This window comes from Pedococcus sp. 5OH_020 (genome assembly GCF_027812955.1).
Taxonomy (GTDB): domain Bacteria; phylum Actinomycetota; class Actinomycetes; order Actinomycetales; family Dermatophilaceae; genus Pedococcus.
The window spans coordinates 333320-353553 of the sequence record NZ_JAPYZV010000004.1; the positions used below are offsets into that span (position 1 = coordinate 333320).

Consider the following 20234-nt stretch of genomic DNA (forward strand, 5'->3'; position numbering starts at 1 on the left):
GGAGCGAACCCCGGTGAGAGACATCCTCGACGAGCTCAGGTGGCGAGGACTGGTGGCCCAGACCACCGACGAGTCCGCGTTGCGCGAGGCTCTCGCCGACGGCCCGGTCACCGCCTACTGCGGGTTCGACCCGACAGCCCCGTCGTTGCACTTCGGCAACCTCGTCCAGCTCGTCGTCCTGCGTCACCTCCAGCGCGCCGGCCATCGCGTCATCTGCCTGGTCGGCGGGTCCACGGGGCTCATCGGCGACCCCAGGCCCACCGCCGAGCGTGTGCTCAAGACCAAGCAGCAGACCGCGGACTGGGTGGCGCGCATCCAGCAGCAGGTGCGGCCGTTCCTCGACTTCGAGGGCGACAACCGGGCCGTCATGGTGAACAACCTGGACTGGACGGCGCAGCTGTCGGCCCTGGACTTCCTGCGCGACGTCGGCAAGCACTTCAGGGTCAACCAGATGATCCGCAAGGAGGCCGTGGCCGCTCGGTTGGCCAGTGACGAAGGCATCTCCTACACGGAGTTCAGCTACCAGCTCCTCCAGGGCCTCGACTTCCTGCAGCTCTTCCGGGACTACGGGTGCACGCTGCAGACTGGCGGCCAGGACCAGTGGGGCAACCTGACGGCCGGGGCGGATCTCATCCACCGCGTGGAAGGGAGGTCGGTGCACCTGCTCACCACGCCGCTGGTCACCGACTCCGCCGGCATGAAGTTCGGGAAGAGCGAGGGAAACGCCATCTGGCTCAGCGCCGACCTCACCAGCCCGTACGCCTTCTACCAGTACTGGGTCAACGTCGAGGATGCGTCGGTGGCGAAGCTGCTGAAGATCTTCACCGACAGGACACCGGACGAGATCGCCGAGCTCGAGGAGTCGCTGGAACAGCGGCCGTTCCTCCGGGAGGCGCAGAAGGCGCTCGCCGCTGACGTGACCACCCTCGTCCATGGGCAGGTGGCGACTGCCGCCGTTGCGGCCGCCTCCGACGCACTGTTCGGCAAGGGCGACGTCACGGCCCTGGACGCCAGGACGCTCACCGACGCGACGGGTGAGCTCCCGGGCGCGGAGGTGCAGGTCGGGATGTCGGTCACCGACGCCTTGGTCGCAGTGGGCCTGGTGGAGTCCCGCAACGCGGCGCGCAGGGCGATCGGCGACGGTGGGGCGTCCCTCAACAACGTCCGGCTACATGACCCCGAGCGGCCTCTGTCGCAGGAGGACTTCCTGCACGGGCGGGTGGCCCTGCTGCGTCGCGGGCGCCGGTCGCTGGCAGCCGCGCGCCTCCCCGGCTGACGGGCCGCAGCCTCCCCGGCTGACGGTGCCCCGAGGCCCGACCAGCCGATTTGTGTTCTCCGACCGCCTCCGTCTAATGTTCTCGACGTCAGCCCGACAGGGAGGAACGGACACCACCGCGAAGACGTGAGTCCTCGCGAAGTAGGCCGGTCCCGCGGGTAGACCCCATCGAACAGCAGCTGGGCGACCAGCACGTTCACGAGCACCCGACAGGGTGGCCGGGAGCGGGTCGCAGGACTGCTACAGTGGGCGTCCCACACAACGGCATCCGGGAGACCGGCGTGCTGAAGGCGCCGGAAACGGCGTTCGGAGGCCGGCGAAAAGCCTGCTAGAGTGGGACACCTCGCGGAGAGCCAAGAGCGCTCGATCCACCGCTTCCGACCAGGAAGCGCGGGATTTGACGCCCAAGAGCGAAGCGAGTAACTTTGAAGGGTTGCCCCGGACGCCGGCCGAAAGGCCAGCAGATGGTGCGCGTGCGAACCTTGAGAACTCAACAGCGTGTCAAAAATCGATGCCAATTACCTCGTCTCGAGGTGGTGGACTCCCAGGTCGAAGACCGGGGAAGCGATCACAGCGAACGAAAATCCTTTGGTTGACAACGAATTTCTAGCAATTGCTAGTTGTTCTTGCTCAGTCAGTGAAACAACCCTCTAACGGGTAACGGTTTCGCGGTCTCAGGACTGCGAGCTGAACATCAATGGAGAGTTTGATCCTGGCTCAGGACGAACGCTGGCGGCGTGCTTAACACATGCAAGTCGAACGGTGATCCTCGGAGCTTGCTTCGAGGTGATCAGTGGCGAACGGGTGAGTAACACGTGAGTAACCTGCCCCAGACTCTGGAATAACCCCGGGAAACCGGAGCTAATACCGGATACGAAACGGAGCTGCATGGCTACCGTTTGGAAAGTTTTTCGGTCTGGGATGGACTCGCGGCCTATCAGCTTGTTGGTGAGGTAACGGCTCACCAAGGCGACGACGGGTAGCCGGCCTGAGAGGGCGACCGGCCACACTGGGACTGAGACACGGCCCAGACTCCTACGGGAGGCAGCAGTGGGGAATATTGCACAATGGGCGAAAGCCTGATGCAGCGACGCCGCGTGAGGGATGACGGCCTTCGGGTTGTAAACCTCTTTCAGCAGGGAAGAAGCGAAAGTGACGGTACCTGCAGAAGAAGCACCGGCTAACTACGTGCCAGCAGCCGCGGTAATACGTAGGGTGCGAGCGTTGTCCGGAATTATTGGGCGTAAAGAGCTTGTAGGCGGTTTGTCGCGTCTGCTGTGAAATTTCGGGGCTCAACCCCGAACTTGCAGTGGGTACGGGCAGACTAGAGTGTGGTAGGGGAGACTGGAATTCCTGGTGTAGCGGTGAAATGCGCAGATATCAGGAGGAACACCGATGGCGAAGGCAGGTCTCTGGGCCACTACTGACGCTGAGAAGCGAAAGCATGGGGAGCGAACAGGATTAGATACCCTGGTAGTCCATGCCGTAAACGTTGGGAACTAGGTGTGGGTCTCATTCCACGAGATCCGTGCCGCAGCTAACGCATTAAGTTCCCCGCCTGGGGAGTACGGCCGCAAGGCTAAAACTCAAAGGAATTGACGGGGGCCCGCACAAGCGGCGGAGCATGCGGATTAATTCGATGCAACGCGAAGAACCTTACCAAGGCTTGACATATACCGGAAACATCTAGAAATAGGTGCCCCGCAAGGTCGGTATACAGGTGGTGCATGGTTGTCGTCAGCTCGTGTCGTGAGATGTTGGGTTAAGTCCCGCAACGAGCGCAACCCTCGTTCTATGTTGCCAGCACGTAATGGTGGGGACTCATAGGAGACTGCCGGGGTCAACTCGGAGGAAGGTGGGGATGACGTCAAATCATCATGCCCCTTATGTCTTGGGCTTCACGCATGCTACAATGGCCGGTACAAAGGGCTGCGAAACCGCAAGGTGGAGCGAATCCCAAAAAACCGGTCTCAGTTCGGATTGGGGTCTGCAACTCGACCCCATGAAGTCGGAGTCGCTAGTAATCGCAGATCAGCAACGCTGCGGTGAATACGTTCCCGGGCCTTGTACACACCGCCCGTCAAGTCACGAAAGTCGGTAACACCCGAAGCCGGTGGCCCAACTCTTTGAGAGGGAGCCGTCGAAGGTGGGACTGGCGATTGGGACTAAGTCGTAACAAGGTAGCCGTACCGGAAGGTGCGGCTGGATCACCTCCTTTCTAAGGAGCACTGGTCGCGAAAGCGATCCAGAGCCTGGTCTGAGCGCGAATGTCGCTCAGCAGGTGCTCAAGGGTGGAACATCGATTATTTGGCGCAGACATCACTCACACGCAAGTACAAGTCCTCGGACAGTGGAAAGCGAGTGGGCCGGTGCCGGCGCCTGACACGTTGTTGGGTCCTGAGGGCTTCGGGCGCAAGCTTGAACCTCAGGCCGGTTGAACGGCCAGGACCCTCCCCACGGATGAACCGCTGACTTGTGGTCAGCAGGCACCGAGCTGGGGGAGGGGCCGCCCGTACCTTGAGAACTACACAGTGGACGCGAGCATCTTTGTGGCTCAAGTTTTTAAGGGCACACGGTGGATGCCTTGGCACCAGGAACCGAAGAAGGACGTAGGAATCTGCGATAAGCCTCGGGGAGTCGATAACCAGACTGTGATCCGAGGATTTCCGAATGGGGAAACCCGGCTGGAGGCAAGTCCAGTCACTCTCATCTGAACACATAGGGTGAGTAGAGGGAACGTGGGGAAGTGAAACATCTCAGTACCCACAGGAAGAGAAAGCAACCGCGATTCCGTGAGTAGTGGCGAGCGAAAGCGGAACAGGCTAAACCGATCATGTGTGATAGCTGTCAGGCGTTGCATGGTCGGGGTCGTGGGACTTTTCAGTCGGCACTGACATGCTGACATGGAGTCAAAAATGCGCGTTATAGTCGAAGGGCATTGAAAGGCCCGGCACAGAGGGTGCTACCCCCGTAGACGAAATGGCGCGCACTCCAGAGAAGTATCCCAAGTAGCACGGGGCCCGAGAAATCCCGTGTGAATCTGGCGGGACCACCCGCTAAGCCTAAATATTCCCTGGTGACCGATAGCGGACAAGTACCGTGAGGGAAAGGTGAAAAGTACCCCGGGAGGGGAGTGAAATAGATCCTGAAACCGTGTGCCTACAATCCGTCGGAGCCTCCTTGTGGGGTGACGGCGTGCCTTTTGAAGAATGAGCCTGCGAGTTAGTGCTCAGTGGCGAGGTTAACCCGTGTGGGGAAGCCGTAGCGAAAGCGAGTCCGAACAGGGCGAATTAGTCGCTGGGTCTAGACCCGAAGCGGAGTGATCTACCCATGGCCAGGTTGAAGCGACGGTAAGACGTCGTGGAGGACCGAACCCACTTAGGTTGAAAACTGAGGGGATGAGCTGTGGGTAGGGGTGAAAGGCCAATCAAACTCCGTGATAGCTGGTTCTCCCCGAAATGCATTTAGGTGCAGCGTCACGTGTTTCTTACCGGAGGTAGAGCTACTGGATAGCCGATGGGCCTCACCAGGTTACTGACGTTAGCCAAACTCCGAATGCCGGTAAGTGAGAGCGTGGCAGTGAGACTGCGGGGGATAAGCTCCGTAGTCGAGAGGGAAACAGCCCAGACCACCATCTAAGGTCCCTAAGCGTGTGCTAAGTGGGAAAGGATGTGGAGTTGCATTGACAACCAGGAGGTTGGCTTAGAAGCAGCCACCCTTTAAAGAGTGCGTAATAGCTCACTGGTCAAGTGATTCCGCGCCGACAATGTAGCGGGGCTCAAGCACACCACCGAAGCTGTGGCATTGACACATTGCCCGGCCGTGACATCTGCGGATCCACGGTCCAAGCGTGTTGATGGGTAGGGGAGCGTCGTGTGGCCAGGGAAGCGGCGGAGTGATCCAGCCGTGGAGGCCACACGAGTGAGAATGCAGGCATGAGTAGCGAATGACGGGCGAGAAACCCGTCCGCCGAATAACCAAGGGTTCCAGGGTCAAGCTAATCTGCCCTGGGTAAGTCGGGACCTAAGGCGAGGCCGACAGGCGTAGTCGATGGACATCCGGTTGATATTCCGGAACCGGCGAAGAACCGCCCATGACGAACCTAGTGATGCTAAGCGCCTGAAGCTGTTCTGAAGGTCTTCGGACCGGACGTTTAGTGGAGCGCGCGACCCGATCTAGTAGTAGTCAAGCAATGGAGAGACGCAGGAAGGTAGCCTCCGCGTGGCGATGGTAGTCCACGTCCAAGGGTGTAGGGAGTGAGATAGGCAAATCCGTCTCACACATATCCTGAGACCTGATAGTGACCGCGAATGCGGGAAGCAGGGTGATCCTATGCTGCCTAGAAAATCTTCTAGCGAGGTTCTAGCCGCCCGTACCCCAAACCGACTCAGGTGGTTAGGTAGAGAATACCAAGGCGATCGAGTGAATCGTGGTTAAGGAATTCGGCAAAATACCCCCGTAACTTCGGGAGAAGGGGGGCCCAGAGGGTGAAGGGACTTGCTCCCTAGCCTGAACGGCCGCAGAGACCAGGGAGAAGCGACTGTTTACTAAAAACACAGGTCCGTGCGAAGTCGCAAGACGATGTATACGGACTGACGCCTGCCCGGTGCTGGAAGGTTAAGAGGACGGGTTAGTTCTTCGGGACGAAGCTCAGAATTTAAGCCCCAGTAAACGGCGGTGGTAACTATAACCATCCTAAGGTAGCGAAATTCCTTGTCGGGTAAGTTCCGACCTGCACGAATGGCGTAACGACTTCTCCACTGTCTCAACCACGAACTCGGCGAAATTGCACTACGAGTAAAGATGCTCGTTACGCGCAGCAGGACGGAAAGACCCCGGGACCTTTACTACAGCTTGGTATTGGTGTTCGGTACGGCTTGTGTAGGATAGGTGGGAGACTATGAAGCAGGCACGCCAGTGTCTGTGGAGTCAACGTTGAAATACCACTCTGGTCGTTCTGGATATCTAACCTCGGTCCGTGATCCGGATCAGGGACAGTGCCTGGTGGGTAGTTTAACTGGGGCGGTTGCCTCCTAAAAGGTAACGGAGGCGCCCAAAGGTTCCCTCAGCCTGGTTGGCAATCAGGTTTTGAGTGTAAGTGCACAAGGGAGCTTGACTGTGAGACAGGCATGTCGAGCAGGGACGAAAGTCGGGACTAGTGATCCGGCGGTGGCTTGTGGAAGCGCCGTCGCTCAACGGATAAAAGGTACCCCGGGGATAACAGGCTGATCTTGCCCAAGAGTCCATATCGACGGCATGGTTTGGCACCTCGATGTCGGCTCGTCGCATCCTGGGGCTGGAGTAGGTCCCAAGGGTTGGGCTGTTCGCCCATTAAAGCGGTACGCGAGCTGGGTTTAGAACGTCGTGAGACAGTTCGGTCCCTATCCGCTGTGCGCGTAGGAAACTTGAGAAGGGCTATCCCTAGTACGAGAGGACCGGGATGGACGAACCTCTGGTGTGTCAGTTGTTCTGCCAAGAGCACGGCTGATTAGCTACGTTCGGAAGTGATAACCGCTGAAAGCATCTAAGCGGGAAGCACGCTTCAAGATGAGGTTTCCATGGACTTCGGTCCGAGAGGCTCCCAGCTAGACTACTGGGTTGATAGGCCAGACGTGGAAGTGCAGTAATGCATGTAGCTGACTGGTACTAATAAGCCGATAACTTGATACAACAAAGATGTTACGCGTCCACTGTGTGGTTCCCGAGATACGGTCGGGAACCCGATTGAAATCTCCATAGAGTTTCGGCTGTCATAGCGAAGGGGAAACGCCCGGTCTCATTCCGAACCCGGAAGCTAAGCCCTTCAGCGCCGATGGTACTGCACTGGTGACGGTGTGGGAGAGTAGGACGCAGCCGGACATACTTTCAAAAGGGCCTTCCCATCACGGGAAGGCCCTTTTGCATGCCCGGCGTCGTCCGTGCCGGCCAGGTGTCCCATCCCGGGGCCTGTCCGTAGACTGAACGCGATTTCTGCACAGCGAGGAGCACTTGGTGTCCGAGAACCAGTCCGGCCGTGGTGGCCAAGGCCGTCGTCCAGCGCGGGGCGGGGGGTCCGGCGGGCCCTCGGCCGGCTCAGGTCGCGGTGCTTCAGGCGGTTCGGCGAGGGGTGGCGCCGGCGGTTCCGGCCGAGGTGCCTCAGGCGGTCAAGCGAGGGGTGGCGCCGGCGGTTCCGGTCGAGGTGCCACAGGCGGTCAAGCGAGGGGTGATGCCGGCGGTTCGGCTCGCGGTTCGACCGGCCGGCCGAGGGGGGCCGGGAGCGCCGACCGGGGTGCCGCAGGGGACTCGGGACGCGCAGGGTCGGGACGGCCGCCGCGTGGTGGTACCGGCAGGGAGTCGAGCAGCAAGGGCAGGGACGCGGGCCGAGATGCCGGGACCTTCGACAACAGCGAGCGCCGAGGTGGGCCGAGGCTGGCCCCCCGGAAGCCAAAGCTGCCTGAGCCGCGCATCGCTGAGGGCGTCACCGGCAAGGAGCTCGACCGTTCCGTCCACCACCAGCTGAGGACCCTCAGCAAGGAGAACGCCGAGGGCGTCGCCCAACATCTCGTGATGGTGGCCGCTCTCCTCGACGTAGACGACTTCACGGGAGCCGAGGCCCATGCAGAGACGGCCGTGCGGCGCGCCGGCCGGGTGCCCGCAGCTCGCGAGGCGCTGGGTCTGGTGGCGTACCGCAAGGGAGAGTGGGCCCGCGCGCTGAGCGAGTTCCGTACGGCCAGGCGGCTCAGCGGCTCCTCCCACCTGCTGGCCCTGATGGTCGACTGCGAGCGGGGTCTGGGTCGGCCCGAGCGTGCCCTGGAGCTGGCAACGTCTCCTGAGGCAGGCACCTTGGCAGTCGAGGACCGGGTCGAGCTCGCGATCGTCGTGTCGGGGATCCGCCGCGACCTCGGTCAGCTCGAGGCGGCTCGGCTGGCGCTCGAGATCCCGCAGCTCGACGGCAGCAGCCGCAAACCGTGGTTCGCGCGTCTGGCCTACGCGTATGCCGAGACCCTGCTGGCACTGGGCCGCAGGGACGACGCGCGGGAGTGGTTCGCTCGCGCCACGGCTGCAGACCACGAGCTCGAGACCGACGCTGCGGAGCGGCTCGCCGAGCTTGACGGAGTCGTCCTGACCGACCTGCTGGAGGGCCACGAGGACGACGACGAGGATGGGCTGGCGGAGGACGATCGGGCCGAGGAGCGCCGGGCGGGGGACGATGGCCGCCCTGGACGACGTGGCGAAGGCCCCTGAGGGCGTGCCGAGCCTGGTCCAGCGGTACCGCGCTGTGGTGTGCGACCTCGACGGGGTCGTGTACCGGGGCCCGGAAGCGGTCGACCACGCGGTGTCGGCGCTGTCGGCGCTCACCGTGCCGGTCGTGTACGCCACCAACAACGCCTCGAGGCCGCCGCAGGAGGTGGCCGCCCACCTCACCGACCTCGGCCTGCATGTCAGCGGTCGGGATGTCGCCACGAGCTCCGAGGCCGGGGCGGCGGAGCTGGCTCGCCGCCTCCCTCCAGGTTCGACCGTGCTCGCGATCGGCGGTGAAGGCGTCCGGGAAGCGTTGCGGCAGCACAGCTTTCGCGTCGTCACCGGAACGCAGGCGCAGGAGAGCCGCGACGAGACGTATGCCGGCGTCCTCCAGGGCTACGGCCCGGCGGTGACGGCCTCCGACCTCGCCCAGGCGGCATACGCAGTGTCGGCCGGTGCGCTCTGGGTGGCCACCAACATCGACGAGACGCTCCCCACCCACCTGGGTACGGCCCCGGGGAACGGCACCTTGGTGGCTGCGGTCCAACGGGCGACCGGGTGCGAGCCGATCGTCGTCGGGAAGCCGCACGCACCGTTGTACCGGCTCTGTGCCGACCGCCTCGGTCAGCCGGCGTCGCAGCTGCTGGCGGTGGGTGACCGGCTGGATACCGACATCGCCGGAGCGGTCGAGGCGGGCATGGACTCGGCCCTCGTCCTGACCGGCGTCGACTCGGTGACGAGCCTGGCCGGGGCCCCTGCGCCGCTGCGGCCGACGTACGTCGTCCCGGATCTTCGCGCGCTGGTCGAGGACTACGTGCCCGCGGAGACCGACTACTCCTGGTGGGTCTGCGGCGCTGACCGGCGGCGCATCACCGACGGAGGCTGGGACGTGGCCCGGGCGGGCTCGCCCATCGAACAGGCGCGGGCAGGTCTGGCCTGCCTGCACGAGTCACTGGACCACGGGGAGCTGGACATCCGAGGCGCCGAGCGCCTCGCGACGGAGATCGACTACTGGCAGTAGCGTGAGGGCGACGAGCGGCAGGTGACCGCTCCATCCGAGGAGGATCGATGGCATTCGAGTCGGTGCGCAGCTATCTGCAGCTCGCCAGCGGACTGGGAGAGATGACCATGGCACGCGCCATGGACGCAGCCCAGGGACTCCTGGCCCTGCCGGGCGCGGACGAGGTCACGCGGCGGGCGGTCCAGGCCTCGACACTCGCGGACCAGATCCTCGAGGCCGCGAAGTCCAACAGGGCCAACCTGCTCACGCTCGTGCAGGCAGAGGTGGAGGCCGCACTGAGGAAGGCCGACGTCGCACGCGTCGGCGACGTGGAGGCCGCCCGGGCGGCGCTCGCGGCGGTCACCAGGGAGCTGTCCGAGCTCAGGGAGACGCTGCTCGCCTCAGGTGCGTCCGCGGTGGCGAGCGCCTCCCGCGCGCCCCTGGGGCGTTCGCGTCCTGGGGCGGCAGCGGTGTCCACGGTAACCCGAGCCGTGCCGGTCGGCCAGGACGGTCTGAGCGGCAGCCCCGTCGGCGACGCCGAGCCGTCCCCGCTCGGGGCAGCCGACCCCGGCCCGGCCCCGGCGAGCAGGGTGGCCGCCAGCGCGTCCCGTTCGACCCCAACGGCCCGACGGGATGAGGGCGCGGGCAGTACCGCCAAGAAGTCGACCGCCAAGAAGTCGACCGCCAGGAGGTCCGCTGCCAAGAGCACCGCTGCGACGTCCACAGCCAAGAGCTCCACTGCCAAGAAGTCCACTGCCAAGGTGCCGACAGCCAACAAGAGCACCTCTGGGGCCCCCGCGAGGGGAGCGTCGGCCGCGAAGAAGTCCACCCCGAAGAAGTCCACCCCGAAGAAGTCCACCCCGAAGAAGTCCACGGCGAAGTCGGCTGCGAGCCCCACCGCGCCACGGACGGCCGCCACCAAGTCGGCTGCCACGAAGTCGACCGCCACGAAGTCGGCCGCGAAGAAGTCCACCCCGAAGACTTCGGCGTCCACATCGCGCTCAAGCACCGCCGGCACGACCTCGACTGCCAGGAGGAGCTCCACCCGGAAGACCACAGGCGCCCGTAGCTCCGCGACGAAGAAGGCCACCTGGTGAACGTCGGCTCCGGAACCCCCGCAACGCCGCATCCGGTCCCCAGTGAACCGTCGCGCGGCTCCGACCCGGCCGCAGGGGCCGAAGCGCACGGCTCAGACGCCGCGCTGGGCGACAACGCCACCGGTGACATCGTGGTCGATGCCGCACTGCGGGAGCTGCAGCAGGCCCCCACCGACGATCTGGACGCCCAGATCGAGGCGGGCCAACGCGTCCACCGTACGCTGCAGGCCAGGCTCTCGGACCTGGGCGGCGAGTGAGCGAGCCCGTCCGTCTGGACCTGGAGCTGGTTCGCCGAGGCCTGGCGCGGTCACGAGGCCAGGCTCGGTCCCTCATCGAGGCGGGAGATGTCAGCCTGGCCGGCAGCCGGGCACTCAAGGCGTCGACTCCTGTCCCCCCGGGCGCGTCGGTCGAGGTCCGGGAGGAGGGCCCTCGTTGGGTGAGCCGCGCAGCGTACAAGCTGGTCGGAGCCGTGGAGGCGTTCGGACCGCGAGGACTGGTGGTCGCGGGCAGACGCTGCCTCGACGTAGGTGCGTCGACCGGCGGCTTCACCCAGGTGCTGCTCCATCTCGGCGCCACCGAGGTCGTCGCCCTTGACGTGGGTCACGGACAGCTCGCCGCCCAGCTGGCCGACGACCCCCGGGTCACCGAGCGGTCAGGCACCACCGTGCGGGGCCTCGCGGCGGCGGACATCGGCGGCATCGTGGACCTGCTCGTCGCGGACCTCAGCTTCATCTCCCTGACTCTGGTGCTCGACGTCTTCGCGCAGCTGGTGTCACCGGAGGGGGACGTCGTCGTCCTCGTCAAGCCGCAGTTCGAGGTCGGGCGGACCCGGGTGGGGAAGGGCGGGATCGTGCGCGCGACCGCGGACCGGGCCTGGGCCGTGACCAGGGTGGCGCGGGCCGCTCTCGGGGCCGGGCTCCACCCCAAGGGGCTGGTGCCCAGCCCGATAGAGGGCGGCGAGGGCAACGCCGAGTACCTCCTCTGGCTGACCCCTCGCGCCGAGGGCTCGATGGGATGGGAGGCTCTGGTCAGGACCGCTGACGAGGTCAGCCTGAAGGGAGCCCCGTGACCAGCACAGCCCGCCGCCGGATCCTGCTGGTGGCGCACCCCCGCCGGCAGGAGGCCTCCGACATCGCCTGGACCGTCGTGGACCGCCTCCACGACGCCGGCATCGACGTCGTGGTGCTGCCCGACGAAGCGCACGCGGTCAAGCTCTCCTCGCACGTCGAGCTCGCTGACCCGGCCCACCCCGCAGAGGGCTGCGAGCTGGTGTGCGTGCTGGGGGGCGACGGCACGATCCTGCGCGGCGCGGAGATGTCACGGGGCACCGGCGTACCGCTGCTGGGCGTGAACCTCGGCCACGTCGGGTTCCTCGCCGAGGCCGAGAGGGAGGATATCTCGGCCACCGTCGACCACATCGTCACGCGGAGCTACACGGTGGAGGAGCGGATGACGCTCGAGGTCACGGCGCAGGTCAACGGCAACCCCGTCTACTCGAGCTGGGCCCTCAACGAGGTGACCGTCGAGAAGGCCAACCGAGAACGGATGCTCGAGGTCGTCGCCGAGATCGACGGACGCCCTCTGACGACGTGGGGCTGCGACGGCGTCGTCGTGGCGACTCCCACTGGCTCCACCGCGTACGCCTTCTCCGCCGGCGGCCCGGTCGTCTGGCCGGACGTCGAGGCCCTCCTCCTGGTCCCCATCAGCGCGCACGCGCTGTTCGCCCGCCCACTCGTACTCGGCCCCCAGTCGCACCTCGCCCTCGAGGTGGTCCCCGACACCTTGGGCACGGGCGCGCTGTGGTGCGATGGGCGGCGTGCCGTGGACCTACCCCCCGGGGCACGCATCGAGGTCGTGCGTTCCGACACGCCGGTCCGGCTGGCGAGGCTGAGCCGGTCACCCTTCACCGACCGGCTCGTCGCGAAGTTCGACCTGTCGATCCACGGCTGGCGAGGGAAGGCCCGACTGGCCAAGGCCGCGCGCGCGGAGCGCACCGCACGCGCCTGACGCACCCTGTCACCAGCCCGTGAGAGGCTGTGCGCGTGCTCCAGGAACTGAGGATCCAGGGCCTCGGGGTCATCGACGACGCGGTGCTCGAGCTGCATCCGGGCCTCAACGTCGTCACGGGGGAGACCGGCGCGGGCAAGACGATGGTCGTGACCGGGCTCGGCCTCCTGCTCGGCGCCCGGGCCGACGCCGGCCTGGTCCGGGCGGGCGAGGCCTCTGCCGTCGTGGAAGGCCTCGTGGACGTGACGGCGGACCATCCTGCAGCGGTCCGAGCCGCAGAGGCGGGCGCCGACGTGGCGGACGGCCTGGTGCTCGTGCGCTCGGTGTCGGCCGAGGGCCGGTCGCGGGCGCATGTCGGTGGCAGGTCGGCCCCGGTCGGAGTCCTGGCGGAGATCGGCGAGCACCTCGTGGCCGTCCACGGGCAGTCCGAGCAGTGGCGGCTGCGGCGCAGCGAGCAGCACCGCGCCATGCTCGACCAGTTCGGCGGCGAGCCGCTACGCCGGGCGCTGCGCATCTACACCGACGCGTTCGACGTCCACGAGGCTGCTGCGTCGGAGCTCGCCATGCTCCGCGACCAGGCCCGCGACCGCGCACGCGAGATCGACTTCCTCCAGCACGGTCTCGACGAGGTCTCCGCGGTGGATCCCCAGACCGGGGAGGATGCCGCCTTGCGGGTGGAGGACGAGCGGCTGAGCCACGCGGAGGGGCTGCGCACCGCGGCTGCCCTCGCGCACGCTCGTCTCGCGGGCGCCCAGGAGTATGCGGAGGAGTCGGCACCGAGCGCCATGGACGCCGTCGCAGCGGCCAGGCATGCCCTGACCGGCGAGGTGGACCACGACCCGGCGTTGCGCGAGCTCGACCGCCGACTGGCCGACCTCGGATACCTGACCGCCGACCTGGCTTCCGACCTCAGCAGCTACCTGGAGGACGTGGAGGTCGACCCTGGCAGGCTCGCCTGGGTGCAGCAGCGGCGCGCGGACCTGACTCGGCTGACCCGTAAGTACGGCGAGACGGTCGACGACGTCCTGGAGTGGGGCCGCGTCGCGGCCGAGCGGCTGGCCCAGCTGCTCGGCTCGGACAGCAGGATCGAGCAGCTGGAGCTGCACGCCGCCCAGCTTGAGCGTGACCGAGCGGCCGCCGGGAGCAAGCTCACCGCCGCACGGAGGAAGGCGGCGAGGGTGCTCGCCGCCGCCGTCACGCAGGAGCTTGCTCACCTGGCGATGGGGCAGGCCTCGGTGGAGGTCAGCGTCTCGCCGCGAACGAGCGGCCTCGCCAGGCATGGAGGGGACGACGTGGAGATCCTGCTGGCGGCCAACCCGGGCAGCACCCCGCGCACGGTGGCCCGCGCCGCCTCAGGCGGTGAGCTGTCGCGGGTCATGCTCGCCCTGGAGGTGGTCACGGGCGCAGCAAGCGGCAGTGACGTCCCGACGTTCGTCTTCGACGAGGTCGACGCGGGCGTGGGCGGGGCCGCCGCCCTGGACGTCGGGGCGCGGCTCGCGGCGCTGGCCCGACAGGCCCAGGTGGTCGTGGTGACCCATCTGCCCCAGGTCGCCGCCTACGCCGACCGGCACCTCGTGGTGCGCAAGTCCAGCGACGGGCACATCACCTCCAGCGGTGTGCACGCGGTCGGCGAGGACGAGCGGCTCAGAGAGCTCGCCCGCATGATGGCGGGCGTCGACACCGACTCCGCCCTGGCGCACGCGCGCGAGCTCGTGGTGGAAGCGACGGCCCGCCGTGGAGCGGCAACGCCGGCTCCGCGCTGAGCGGGCGCCCGGCGGCCGCGCTCCCAGCGTGGGCGGCGCGGCACCCGTTCGCCGCCATGGGAGGATGGCGACAATGCCCTTGAAGATCCCCCGCCAACGTCACCGCGAACCCGATACCCCCGGAGTGCGCGGTCTCGTGCGTGTCGACTCCCGGACCAAGAACCTCACCAAGCGGCTCCGCCCCGGCGAGATCGCCGTGATCGACCACCAGGACATCGACAAGGTCTCCGCCGAGGCGCTCCTGGCGTGTCGCCCGGCGGCAGTCGTCAACGCAGCCGCGTCGATCTCTGGTCGGTATCCCAACCTCGGTCCCGAGATCCTCGTGGAGGCCGGCATCCCGCTCATCGACAGCGTGGGCCGCGACGTCATGCACGACCTTCACGAGGGCCAGCAGGTCCGCATCGACGGCGACGAGATCTGGCTCGACGACGAGGTCGTGGCCAAGGGCCAGGCCTTCGACCACGACCTCGTCCAGACCTCCATGACCGACGCACGGGCGGGCCTGGCCGTGCAGCTCGAGGCGTTCGCCGCCAACACCATGGAGTACCTGCGCCGCGAGCGCGACCTGCTCCTGGACGGGGTGGGGGTCCCCGACATCACCACCGAGGTGGACGGTCGGCATGCGCTGATCGTGGTGCGGGGCTACCACTACAAGGAGGATCTGCGCACGTTGCGCAGCTACATCCGCGAGTACCGACCGGTGCTCATCGGAGTCGACGGTGGCGCGGACGCACTGCTCGAGGAGGGCCTCAAGCCGCACCTCATCGTCGGCGACATGGACTCGGTGTCGGACGGCGCGCTGCGCTGCGGAGCCGAGATCGTCGTGCATGCCTACCGTGACGGGAACGCCCCCGGCCTGGAGCGGGTGCGCCGGCTCGGGGTCGAGCCCGTGGTCTTTCCGGCCACCGGCACCAGTGAGGACGTCGCGATGCTGCTGGCAGACGACAAGGGCGCCTCCCTCATCGTCGCCGTCGGCACCCATGCCACGCTCGTGGAGTTCCTGGACAAGGGTCGCAGCGGTATGGCGAGCACGTTCCTGACCCGCCTGCGCGTCGGCGGGAAGCTCGTCGACGCCAAGGGTGTCTCCCGGCTCTACCGTTCGCGCATCTCCAACCTCTCCCTTGCCGTCATGCTCGTCGTCGGGCTGGGCGCTCTGTTCGCAGCGCTCTGGTCGACGACCGGCGGACGGGCGTTCCTGCAGGTGCTGGGCGCCCGCTGGGACGACCTGTGGTCCTTCGTCGTAGGAATCTTCACGTGATCGACTTCCGCTACCACCTGGTCTCCATCGTCTCGATCTTCCTCGCCCTCGCGGTGGGCATCGTGCTCGGTGCAGGTCCGCTGAAGGAGGACATCGGCAACACGCTGACCTCCGAGGTCAAGAACCTGCGTGACGACAAGGCGACCCTGCGCACCCAGCTGGACACCGCGGACAAGGCAGCCCAGGCGCGCGACGAGTTCACGGTGGCCAGCAACCGCACGCTGCTCGCCGGACGGTTGCGTGACACGACCGTGTCGGTGGTCGTCCTGCCCGGTGCGGACACCGGGCTGGTGAAGTCGACGACGCAGACCTTGACCGCGGCGGGGGCCACTATCGGGTCCACGGTCTCGGTGCAGGACGCCTGGGTCGATCCCGAGAAGGCGACCTTCCGGTCGACGCTGGGTCAGCAGCTCGCGGCTCAGGTGGAGCTCCCGGTCGGCCAGACGGACGGCGAGATCGTGGACGCTGTCCTGGCCCGGTCTGTGCTGGCCAAGGCCGGTGCGAGCGCCACGGGGGCGGCGGGCGCCCTGGAGGGCCTGCGTACCGGCCAGCTGATCCGCTTCACCCCGGACCAGGTGAGCCCGGCCAGCGTCGCCGTGGTCGTGGCCGGTCCCGTCACCGGCTCCGATGTCGCCGACCGGGAGTCCAGGGCCGGCGCGCTCAGCGACCTCGCGGCCGCCATGGACTCCGCCGGCGCGGGCGCCGTGCTCGTCGCCGCGAGCCTGAAGGACAACGCGACGAACACCACCTCGGTGCTGGCCACCTCACGGGCCGACGACGACCACGCCAAGGCGCTCACCACCGTCGACGACGCCGAGCTCCCCATGGGCCAGGCGAGCATCGTCTTCGGCCTCCTGCAGGAACAGGCCGGCAAGGTCGGCCACTACGGGCTGGCGGGTGACGCCACGGCGGCGTTCCCGCCGCTGGCCACCAGGTAGCTCCTGTGCGCGCCCTCGCGTCCGCGGGCCTCGCGGCGGTCCTGGCCCGGGGTGCTCTGCACGCGCTCGCGAGACGTCCTCCGGGACCCGTCGGCACGTGGGACCGCGTGAACCACGCCGGCACAGGAGTCAGCCTGCTGGAGGGCCCGGCATATGCCGCAGGGGCCGCGCTGGCCGCGGGCATGGCCGGCGCCGGCGCAGGTCCGGTGCTCGCCGCCACAGCCTCGGCCGGCCTCGGTGCCCTGGACGACCTGCGGGGCGACTCCGGGAGCAAGGGCCTCAAGGGCCACCTCACGGCGCTGGCGCGGGGCGAGGTCACCACCGGGGCCGTCAAGGTCGTCGGCCTTGCGGTCACCGGGCTGGCCACCACAGTGCTCGTCGACCGCTCTGCCGACCGCTCTGCCCACCGTGCGGCCGGCCGTGCGGCGAGCCGTGCCGGAGACCGCCGGGCCAGCCGCTCGGCCGTCGACACCCTCGTCGGCGGCGCTGTGGTCGCGGGCTGCGCCAACCTGCTCAACCTGCTGGACCTGCGACCGGGCCGCGCGCTCAAAGCCGCCCTGGTGCTGGGGCTGCTGACCGGCACCTCGCCGTCGTCCTCAGTGGCGGCAGCGGGCGCGGCGGGTGCCGCGGCAGGGCTGATCGGACCGGACCTGCGGGGCGAGACGATGCTGGGCGACACCGGTGCCAACAGTGCGGGGGCGCTGCTCGGCGCCGCCCTGGTTCAGCGTTGCGGGCGGCGTGGTCGCTGGTGGGCTCTAGCCGCGCTTGCCGCGCTCACGCTGGCGTCCGAGAAGGTCTCCTTCACTGTCGTCATCGAGTCGACCCCGGTCCTGCGGGAGCTCGACGCCCTGGGCCGCCCATGACCGTGCAGTCGGTCCGCTCGTCGGTGGCGCGGGCGGCCGGGCTCATCGCCCTGGCGACCCTGCTGGCGCGGCTGACGGGCTTCGTCCGCACCCTGGTGTTCTCCGGCAGCGTGGGAGCCGCGGGAGTGGGCGACACCTACCAGTCCGTGAACATGCTGCCCAACGTGGTGTACGAGGTGGCCGCCGGGGGAGTGCTCGCCGCGGTCGCCGTACCCCTGGTGGCCGGTCAGCTGGGGCGTGGCCGCGCCGTGGACGCCGACCGGACCGCATCGGCGCTGCTGACCTGGGCGGTCCTCGTGCTCGCGCCGCTCACCGTGGTCCTGGCCATCGGCGCCCGGTGGGTGGGCCGGGCACTGCTCGGCAGCAGCGCCTCGCAGGCTGAGCTCACCCTGGCCTCCCACATGCTCGTCCTCTTCGCCCCTCAGGTGCTCCTCTACGGCGTGGGCATCGTCCTCACCGGAGTGCTCCAGGCCCACCGGCGGTTCCTTGCGGCGGCGCTCGCCCCGCTGCTGTCCAGCGTCGTGGTCATCGGCTCGTACCTCGCCTACGCGGCGGTCGCCGGGGACCGGAACACGCCGGGCACCGTGTCGCGAGGTGCTGTCTGGACCCTCGCCGGTGGCACCACCCTGGGGGTCGTCATGCTGAGCCTGCCGCTTCTCGCGCCAGTGCTGCGGGCAGGCGTTCGCCTACGGCCCACCCTGCAGTTCCCCGCCGGAACCGCCCGGCGTGCCGCCTCTCTCGCCGGTGCCGGCGTGCTGGCGCTGCTGGCGCAGCAGGCGGCGGTGCTGACCACGCTGTGGGTCACGCACCACAGGACGGCCGCAGTGGGGACGGTGAACGTCTACACCTATGTCCAGGCGGTCTACCTCCTGCCGTACGCGGTGCTCGCCGTCCCGGTGGCGACCTCCGCATTTCCGGCTCTGGCCCACGCCGTGGCGTCCGACAGCAGGTCGGCCGCGACCTCGCGGGGGACGAGCCCGGAGCCGACCGACGCCGGGCACGACGCCACCGTGACGCTCGCCGGCTCGCTGCGAGGCGTCCTCCTGCTCACCGCCGGTGCGGCCGCGGTCCTCATGGCAGTGTCCCGGCCGGTCGGAGGGTTCTTCTCTGCGCTGGACCGTGGCAGGCAGGCGGGGGGCGGTGCCGCTCTGGAAGCCCTGCCCGGAACGCTGTCCGCCTACGCTCCCGGCGTCGTCGGGTTCGGCGTCGCCGCTCTGCTGACGCGCGCCCTGTACGTCCGCGGGCGCCCTCTCTACGCCGCCCTCGCCGTGGCGACCGGCTGGGTGTTGAGCGCCGCTCTGCCGCTTCTCGCGGTGCCGGAGGGCTCCACGGCGGGGGCCACCCTGGGCGTGCTCGGGGTGAGCTCCACGCTCGGCATGACCGTCTCGGCAGTGCTCCTGACCGGGCTGGTTCGCCAGGCCTGGGGCCGCGCCGCGCTGACTGGGAGTGGACGCACCCTTGCTGCCGCCCTGGTGGCCATGGCGTTCGCCCTGGCCGGTGGCGACGCTCTGGCTACGAGAGTGCTGGCCCTGGTCACGACCGGCTCGGCATCGGGGGCGTTGCTGGGCGGGGCGCTCGTCGCTCTCGTCACCGCCGCCATCTACCTGGCTGTGATGGCGGTCGCTGACCGCAGGTCGATGGTCGCGATCGTCCAGCGGAGCAGGCAGCGGCGTTCGGATGGTCCGGTATGAGGGTGGCTCTGCTGCTGGGACGCAGCACGGGTGGCATCGGCACCCATGTCGTCGACCTCGCGGCCGGTCTGCGGACGCTGGGAGACGAGGTGGCGGTGGTGACGGACCGGACGACGGCTCAGCGGTTCGGCATCGCGGGCGCCCGGTGCTGGTGGCCCACCGGAGCCTCGGGGATGCTGCGGTCCCTTCGCGGCCTGCGGTCCCTGCGGGCGCTGGCTCGGGGCGCGGACGTCCTGCACGCCCACGGGCACCAGGCCGGACTGCTGGCCACCGTCGCGACGGTCGGCGTGCGCACCCCGGTGGTCGTGACCCAGCACAACGCCATCCTCGCTCGGCCGGGACTGCGCGGCCTGGAACCCCGGCTCATGTCCGGTCTGGTCCAGCGGCTGGTAACGCGCAGGGCTGCTCTGGTGACCGGCGCGAGCAGCGACCTGGTGGAGGAGGCACGCCGGCGCGGAGCCCGTGACGCGCGGCTCGCCGCGGTGCCGTCACCAAGGGTCCCCCTCCTGCTGGCGCAGGGACCCGACGACGTGGTGACGCGCCACGCCCGCGCCGCCGAGCTGCTCGAAGGGGCGGGCGTCACGCCCAGCGGCCCACTGGTGCTGACGGTCTCGAGGATCGCCCCGCAGAAGAGCCTGGAGGTGCTGCTCGCCGCCGCGGCAGCCCTCGACCGACCGGTGACCTGGGTCGTCCTGGGTGACGGGGAGGCCGGTCTTCTGTCAGTGCTGCGCAGCAGGGCACTGAGCCTCGGCGTACCCGTGCACTTCCTCGGCGCGGTGGCCGACCCCGCTCCGTGGCTCAGATCAGCCGAGGTCTTCGTGCTCCCCAGCCGGTGGGAGGCGCGTGCCTTGGTCGTCCAGGAGGCCATGGCTGCCGGCACTCCCGTGGTCAGCAGCGATGTCGGCGGGCTGCACGACCTCGTCGACGGCGTCGGCCTCCTGGTGCCGGTGGGCGACGCCTCGCAGCTCGCCCGCTCCGTCGAGGCGGTCCTGGGTGACAGCGAGCTCCGGGGCCGGCTGTCCGAGCTGGGCCGGGGCAGGGCCGCATCCTGGGACGACGGAACGGCGACGGCGCGTCGCTGGCACGACTGGTACGCGAGCCTGCCCCGCATGACGTAGGC

Annotated in this window: 13 protein-coding genes and 3 rRNA genes; 15 read left to right on the forward strand and 1 reads right to left on the reverse strand. The window is 67.9% G+C overall.

Annotated features, from left to right (window positions below):
* The first annotated feature begins 13 nt into the window (after positions 1–13).
* From tyrS to PHA84_RS09425, 6 genes are all read left to right on the forward strand, one after another.
* Positions 14–1276 carry a tyrosine--tRNA ligase gene (gene tyrS / locus PHA84_RS09400; RefSeq protein WP_270887833.1) on the forward strand — a complete coding sequence of 421 codons (1263 nt, stop codon included), beginning with the start codon at positions 14–16 and terminating at the stop codon, positions 1274–1276.
* A gap of 694 nt (positions 1277–1970) precedes the next feature.
* A 16S ribosomal RNA gene (locus PHA84_RS09405) occupies positions 1971–3494 on the forward strand.
* Positions 3495–3828: 334 nt separating this feature from the next.
* A 23S ribosomal RNA gene (locus PHA84_RS09410) occupies positions 3829–6946 on the forward strand.
* Between the two features lie 72 nt (positions 6947–7018).
* Positions 7019–7135: ribosomal RNA gene (gene rrf, locus PHA84_RS09415) — 5S ribosomal RNA — on the forward strand.
* Together the 16S, 23S and 5S rRNA genes form the textbook arrangement of a ribosomal RNA operon.
* Before the next feature lie 687 nt (positions 7136–7822).
* Positions 7823–8500, forward strand: coding sequence for a tetratricopeptide repeat protein (locus tag PHA84_RS09420; protein WP_270887834.1), 678 nt, complete (start codon positions 7823–7825; stop codon positions 8498–8500).
* Positions 8466–9518 carry an HAD-IIA family hydrolase gene (locus tag PHA84_RS09425; protein ID WP_270887835.1) on the forward strand — a complete coding sequence of 351 codons (1053 nt, stop codon included), beginning with the start codon at positions 8466–8468 and terminating at the stop codon, positions 9516–9518. The genes PHA84_RS09420 and PHA84_RS09425 overlap by 35 nt, the downstream gene beginning before the upstream one ends.
* Positions 9519–9588: 70 nt before the next feature.
* Here the strand turns inward: PHA84_RS09425 and PHA84_RS09430 are convergent, their stop codons facing one another.
* Positions 9589–10587, reverse strand: coding sequence for a hypothetical protein (locus PHA84_RS09430; RefSeq protein WP_270887836.1), 999 nt, complete (start codon positions 10585–10587; stop codon positions 9589–9591).
* A gap of 3 nt (positions 10588–10590) precedes the next feature.
* Between PHA84_RS09430 and PHA84_RS09435 the strand changes: the two genes are divergently transcribed.
* The 9 genes from PHA84_RS09435 (at position 10591) to PHA84_RS09475 (ending at position 20232) form a co-directional block, all read left to right on the forward strand.
* Complete coding sequence (locus PHA84_RS09435) at positions 10591–10851, forward strand: hypothetical protein (protein ID WP_270887837.1); 261 nt, start codon at positions 10591–10593, stop codon at positions 10849–10851.
* Complete coding sequence (locus PHA84_RS09440) at positions 10848–11663, forward strand: TlyA family RNA methyltransferase (RefSeq protein ID WP_270887838.1); 816 nt, start codon at positions 10848–10850, stop codon at positions 11661–11663. The genes PHA84_RS09435 and PHA84_RS09440 overlap by 4 nt, the downstream gene beginning before the upstream one ends.
* Positions 11660–12601, forward strand: coding sequence for an NAD kinase (locus tag PHA84_RS09445; protein ID WP_270887839.1), 942 nt, complete (start codon positions 11660–11662; stop codon positions 12599–12601). Before PHA84_RS09440 ends, PHA84_RS09445 begins: the two co-directional genes overlap by 4 nt.
* Positions 12602–12636: 35 nt before the next feature.
* Positions 12637–14364 (forward strand): DNA repair protein RecN, encoded by a 1728-nt coding sequence (gene recN / locus PHA84_RS09450; protein WP_270887840.1) that lies wholly within the window; start codon positions 12637–12639, stop codon positions 14362–14364.
* A gap of 73 nt (positions 14365–14437) precedes the next feature.
* Positions 14438–15622, forward strand: a complete 1185-nt coding sequence (gene steA, locus PHA84_RS09455; RefSeq protein WP_270887841.1) for a putative cytokinetic ring protein SteA — start codon at positions 14438–14440, stop codon at positions 15620–15622.
* Positions 15619–16560, forward strand: a complete 942-nt coding sequence (locus tag PHA84_RS09460; protein ID WP_270887842.1) for a copper transporter — start codon at positions 15619–15621, stop codon at positions 16558–16560. Before steA ends, PHA84_RS09460 begins: the two co-directional genes overlap by 4 nt.
* A 5-nt stretch (positions 16561–16565) precedes the next feature.
* Complete coding sequence (locus tag PHA84_RS09465; RefSeq protein ID WP_270887843.1) at positions 16566–17423, forward strand: hypothetical protein; 858 nt, start codon at positions 16566–16568, stop codon at positions 17421–17423.
* Entirely contained in the window at positions 17420–19114 is a 1695-nt protein-coding gene (gene murJ / locus PHA84_RS09470; RefSeq protein ID WP_270887844.1) for a murein biosynthesis integral membrane protein MurJ, read from the forward strand. Before PHA84_RS09465 ends, murJ begins: the two co-directional genes overlap by 4 nt.
* A complete protein-coding gene (locus tag PHA84_RS09475; RefSeq protein WP_270887845.1) occupies positions 19111–20232 on the forward strand; it encodes a glycosyltransferase family 4 protein in 1122 nt (373 codons plus the stop codon). Before murJ ends, PHA84_RS09475 begins: the two co-directional genes overlap by 4 nt.
* Positions 20233–20234 lie beyond the last annotated feature (2 nt).

Coding starts and splice junctions, on each gene's coding strand:
- steA (WP_270887841.1), top strand. CDS start 14,438: ATGCCCTTGAAGATCCCCCGCCAACGTCACCGCGAACCCGATACCCCC.
- PHA84_RS09475 (WP_270887845.1), top strand. CDS start 19,111: ATGAGGGTGGCTCTGCTGCTGGGACGCAGCACGGGTGGCATCGGCACC.
- PHA84_RS09425 (WP_270887835.1), top strand. CDS start 8,466: ATGGCCGCCCTGGACGACGTGGCGAAGGCCCCTGAGGGCGTGCCGAGC.
- PHA84_RS09420 (WP_270887834.1), top strand. CDS start 7,823: ATGGTGGCCGCTCTCCTCGACGTAGACGACTTCACGGGAGCCGAGGCC.
- murJ (WP_270887844.1), top strand. CDS start 17,420: ATGACCGTGCAGTCGGTCCGCTCGTCGGTGGCGCGGGCGGCCGGGCTC.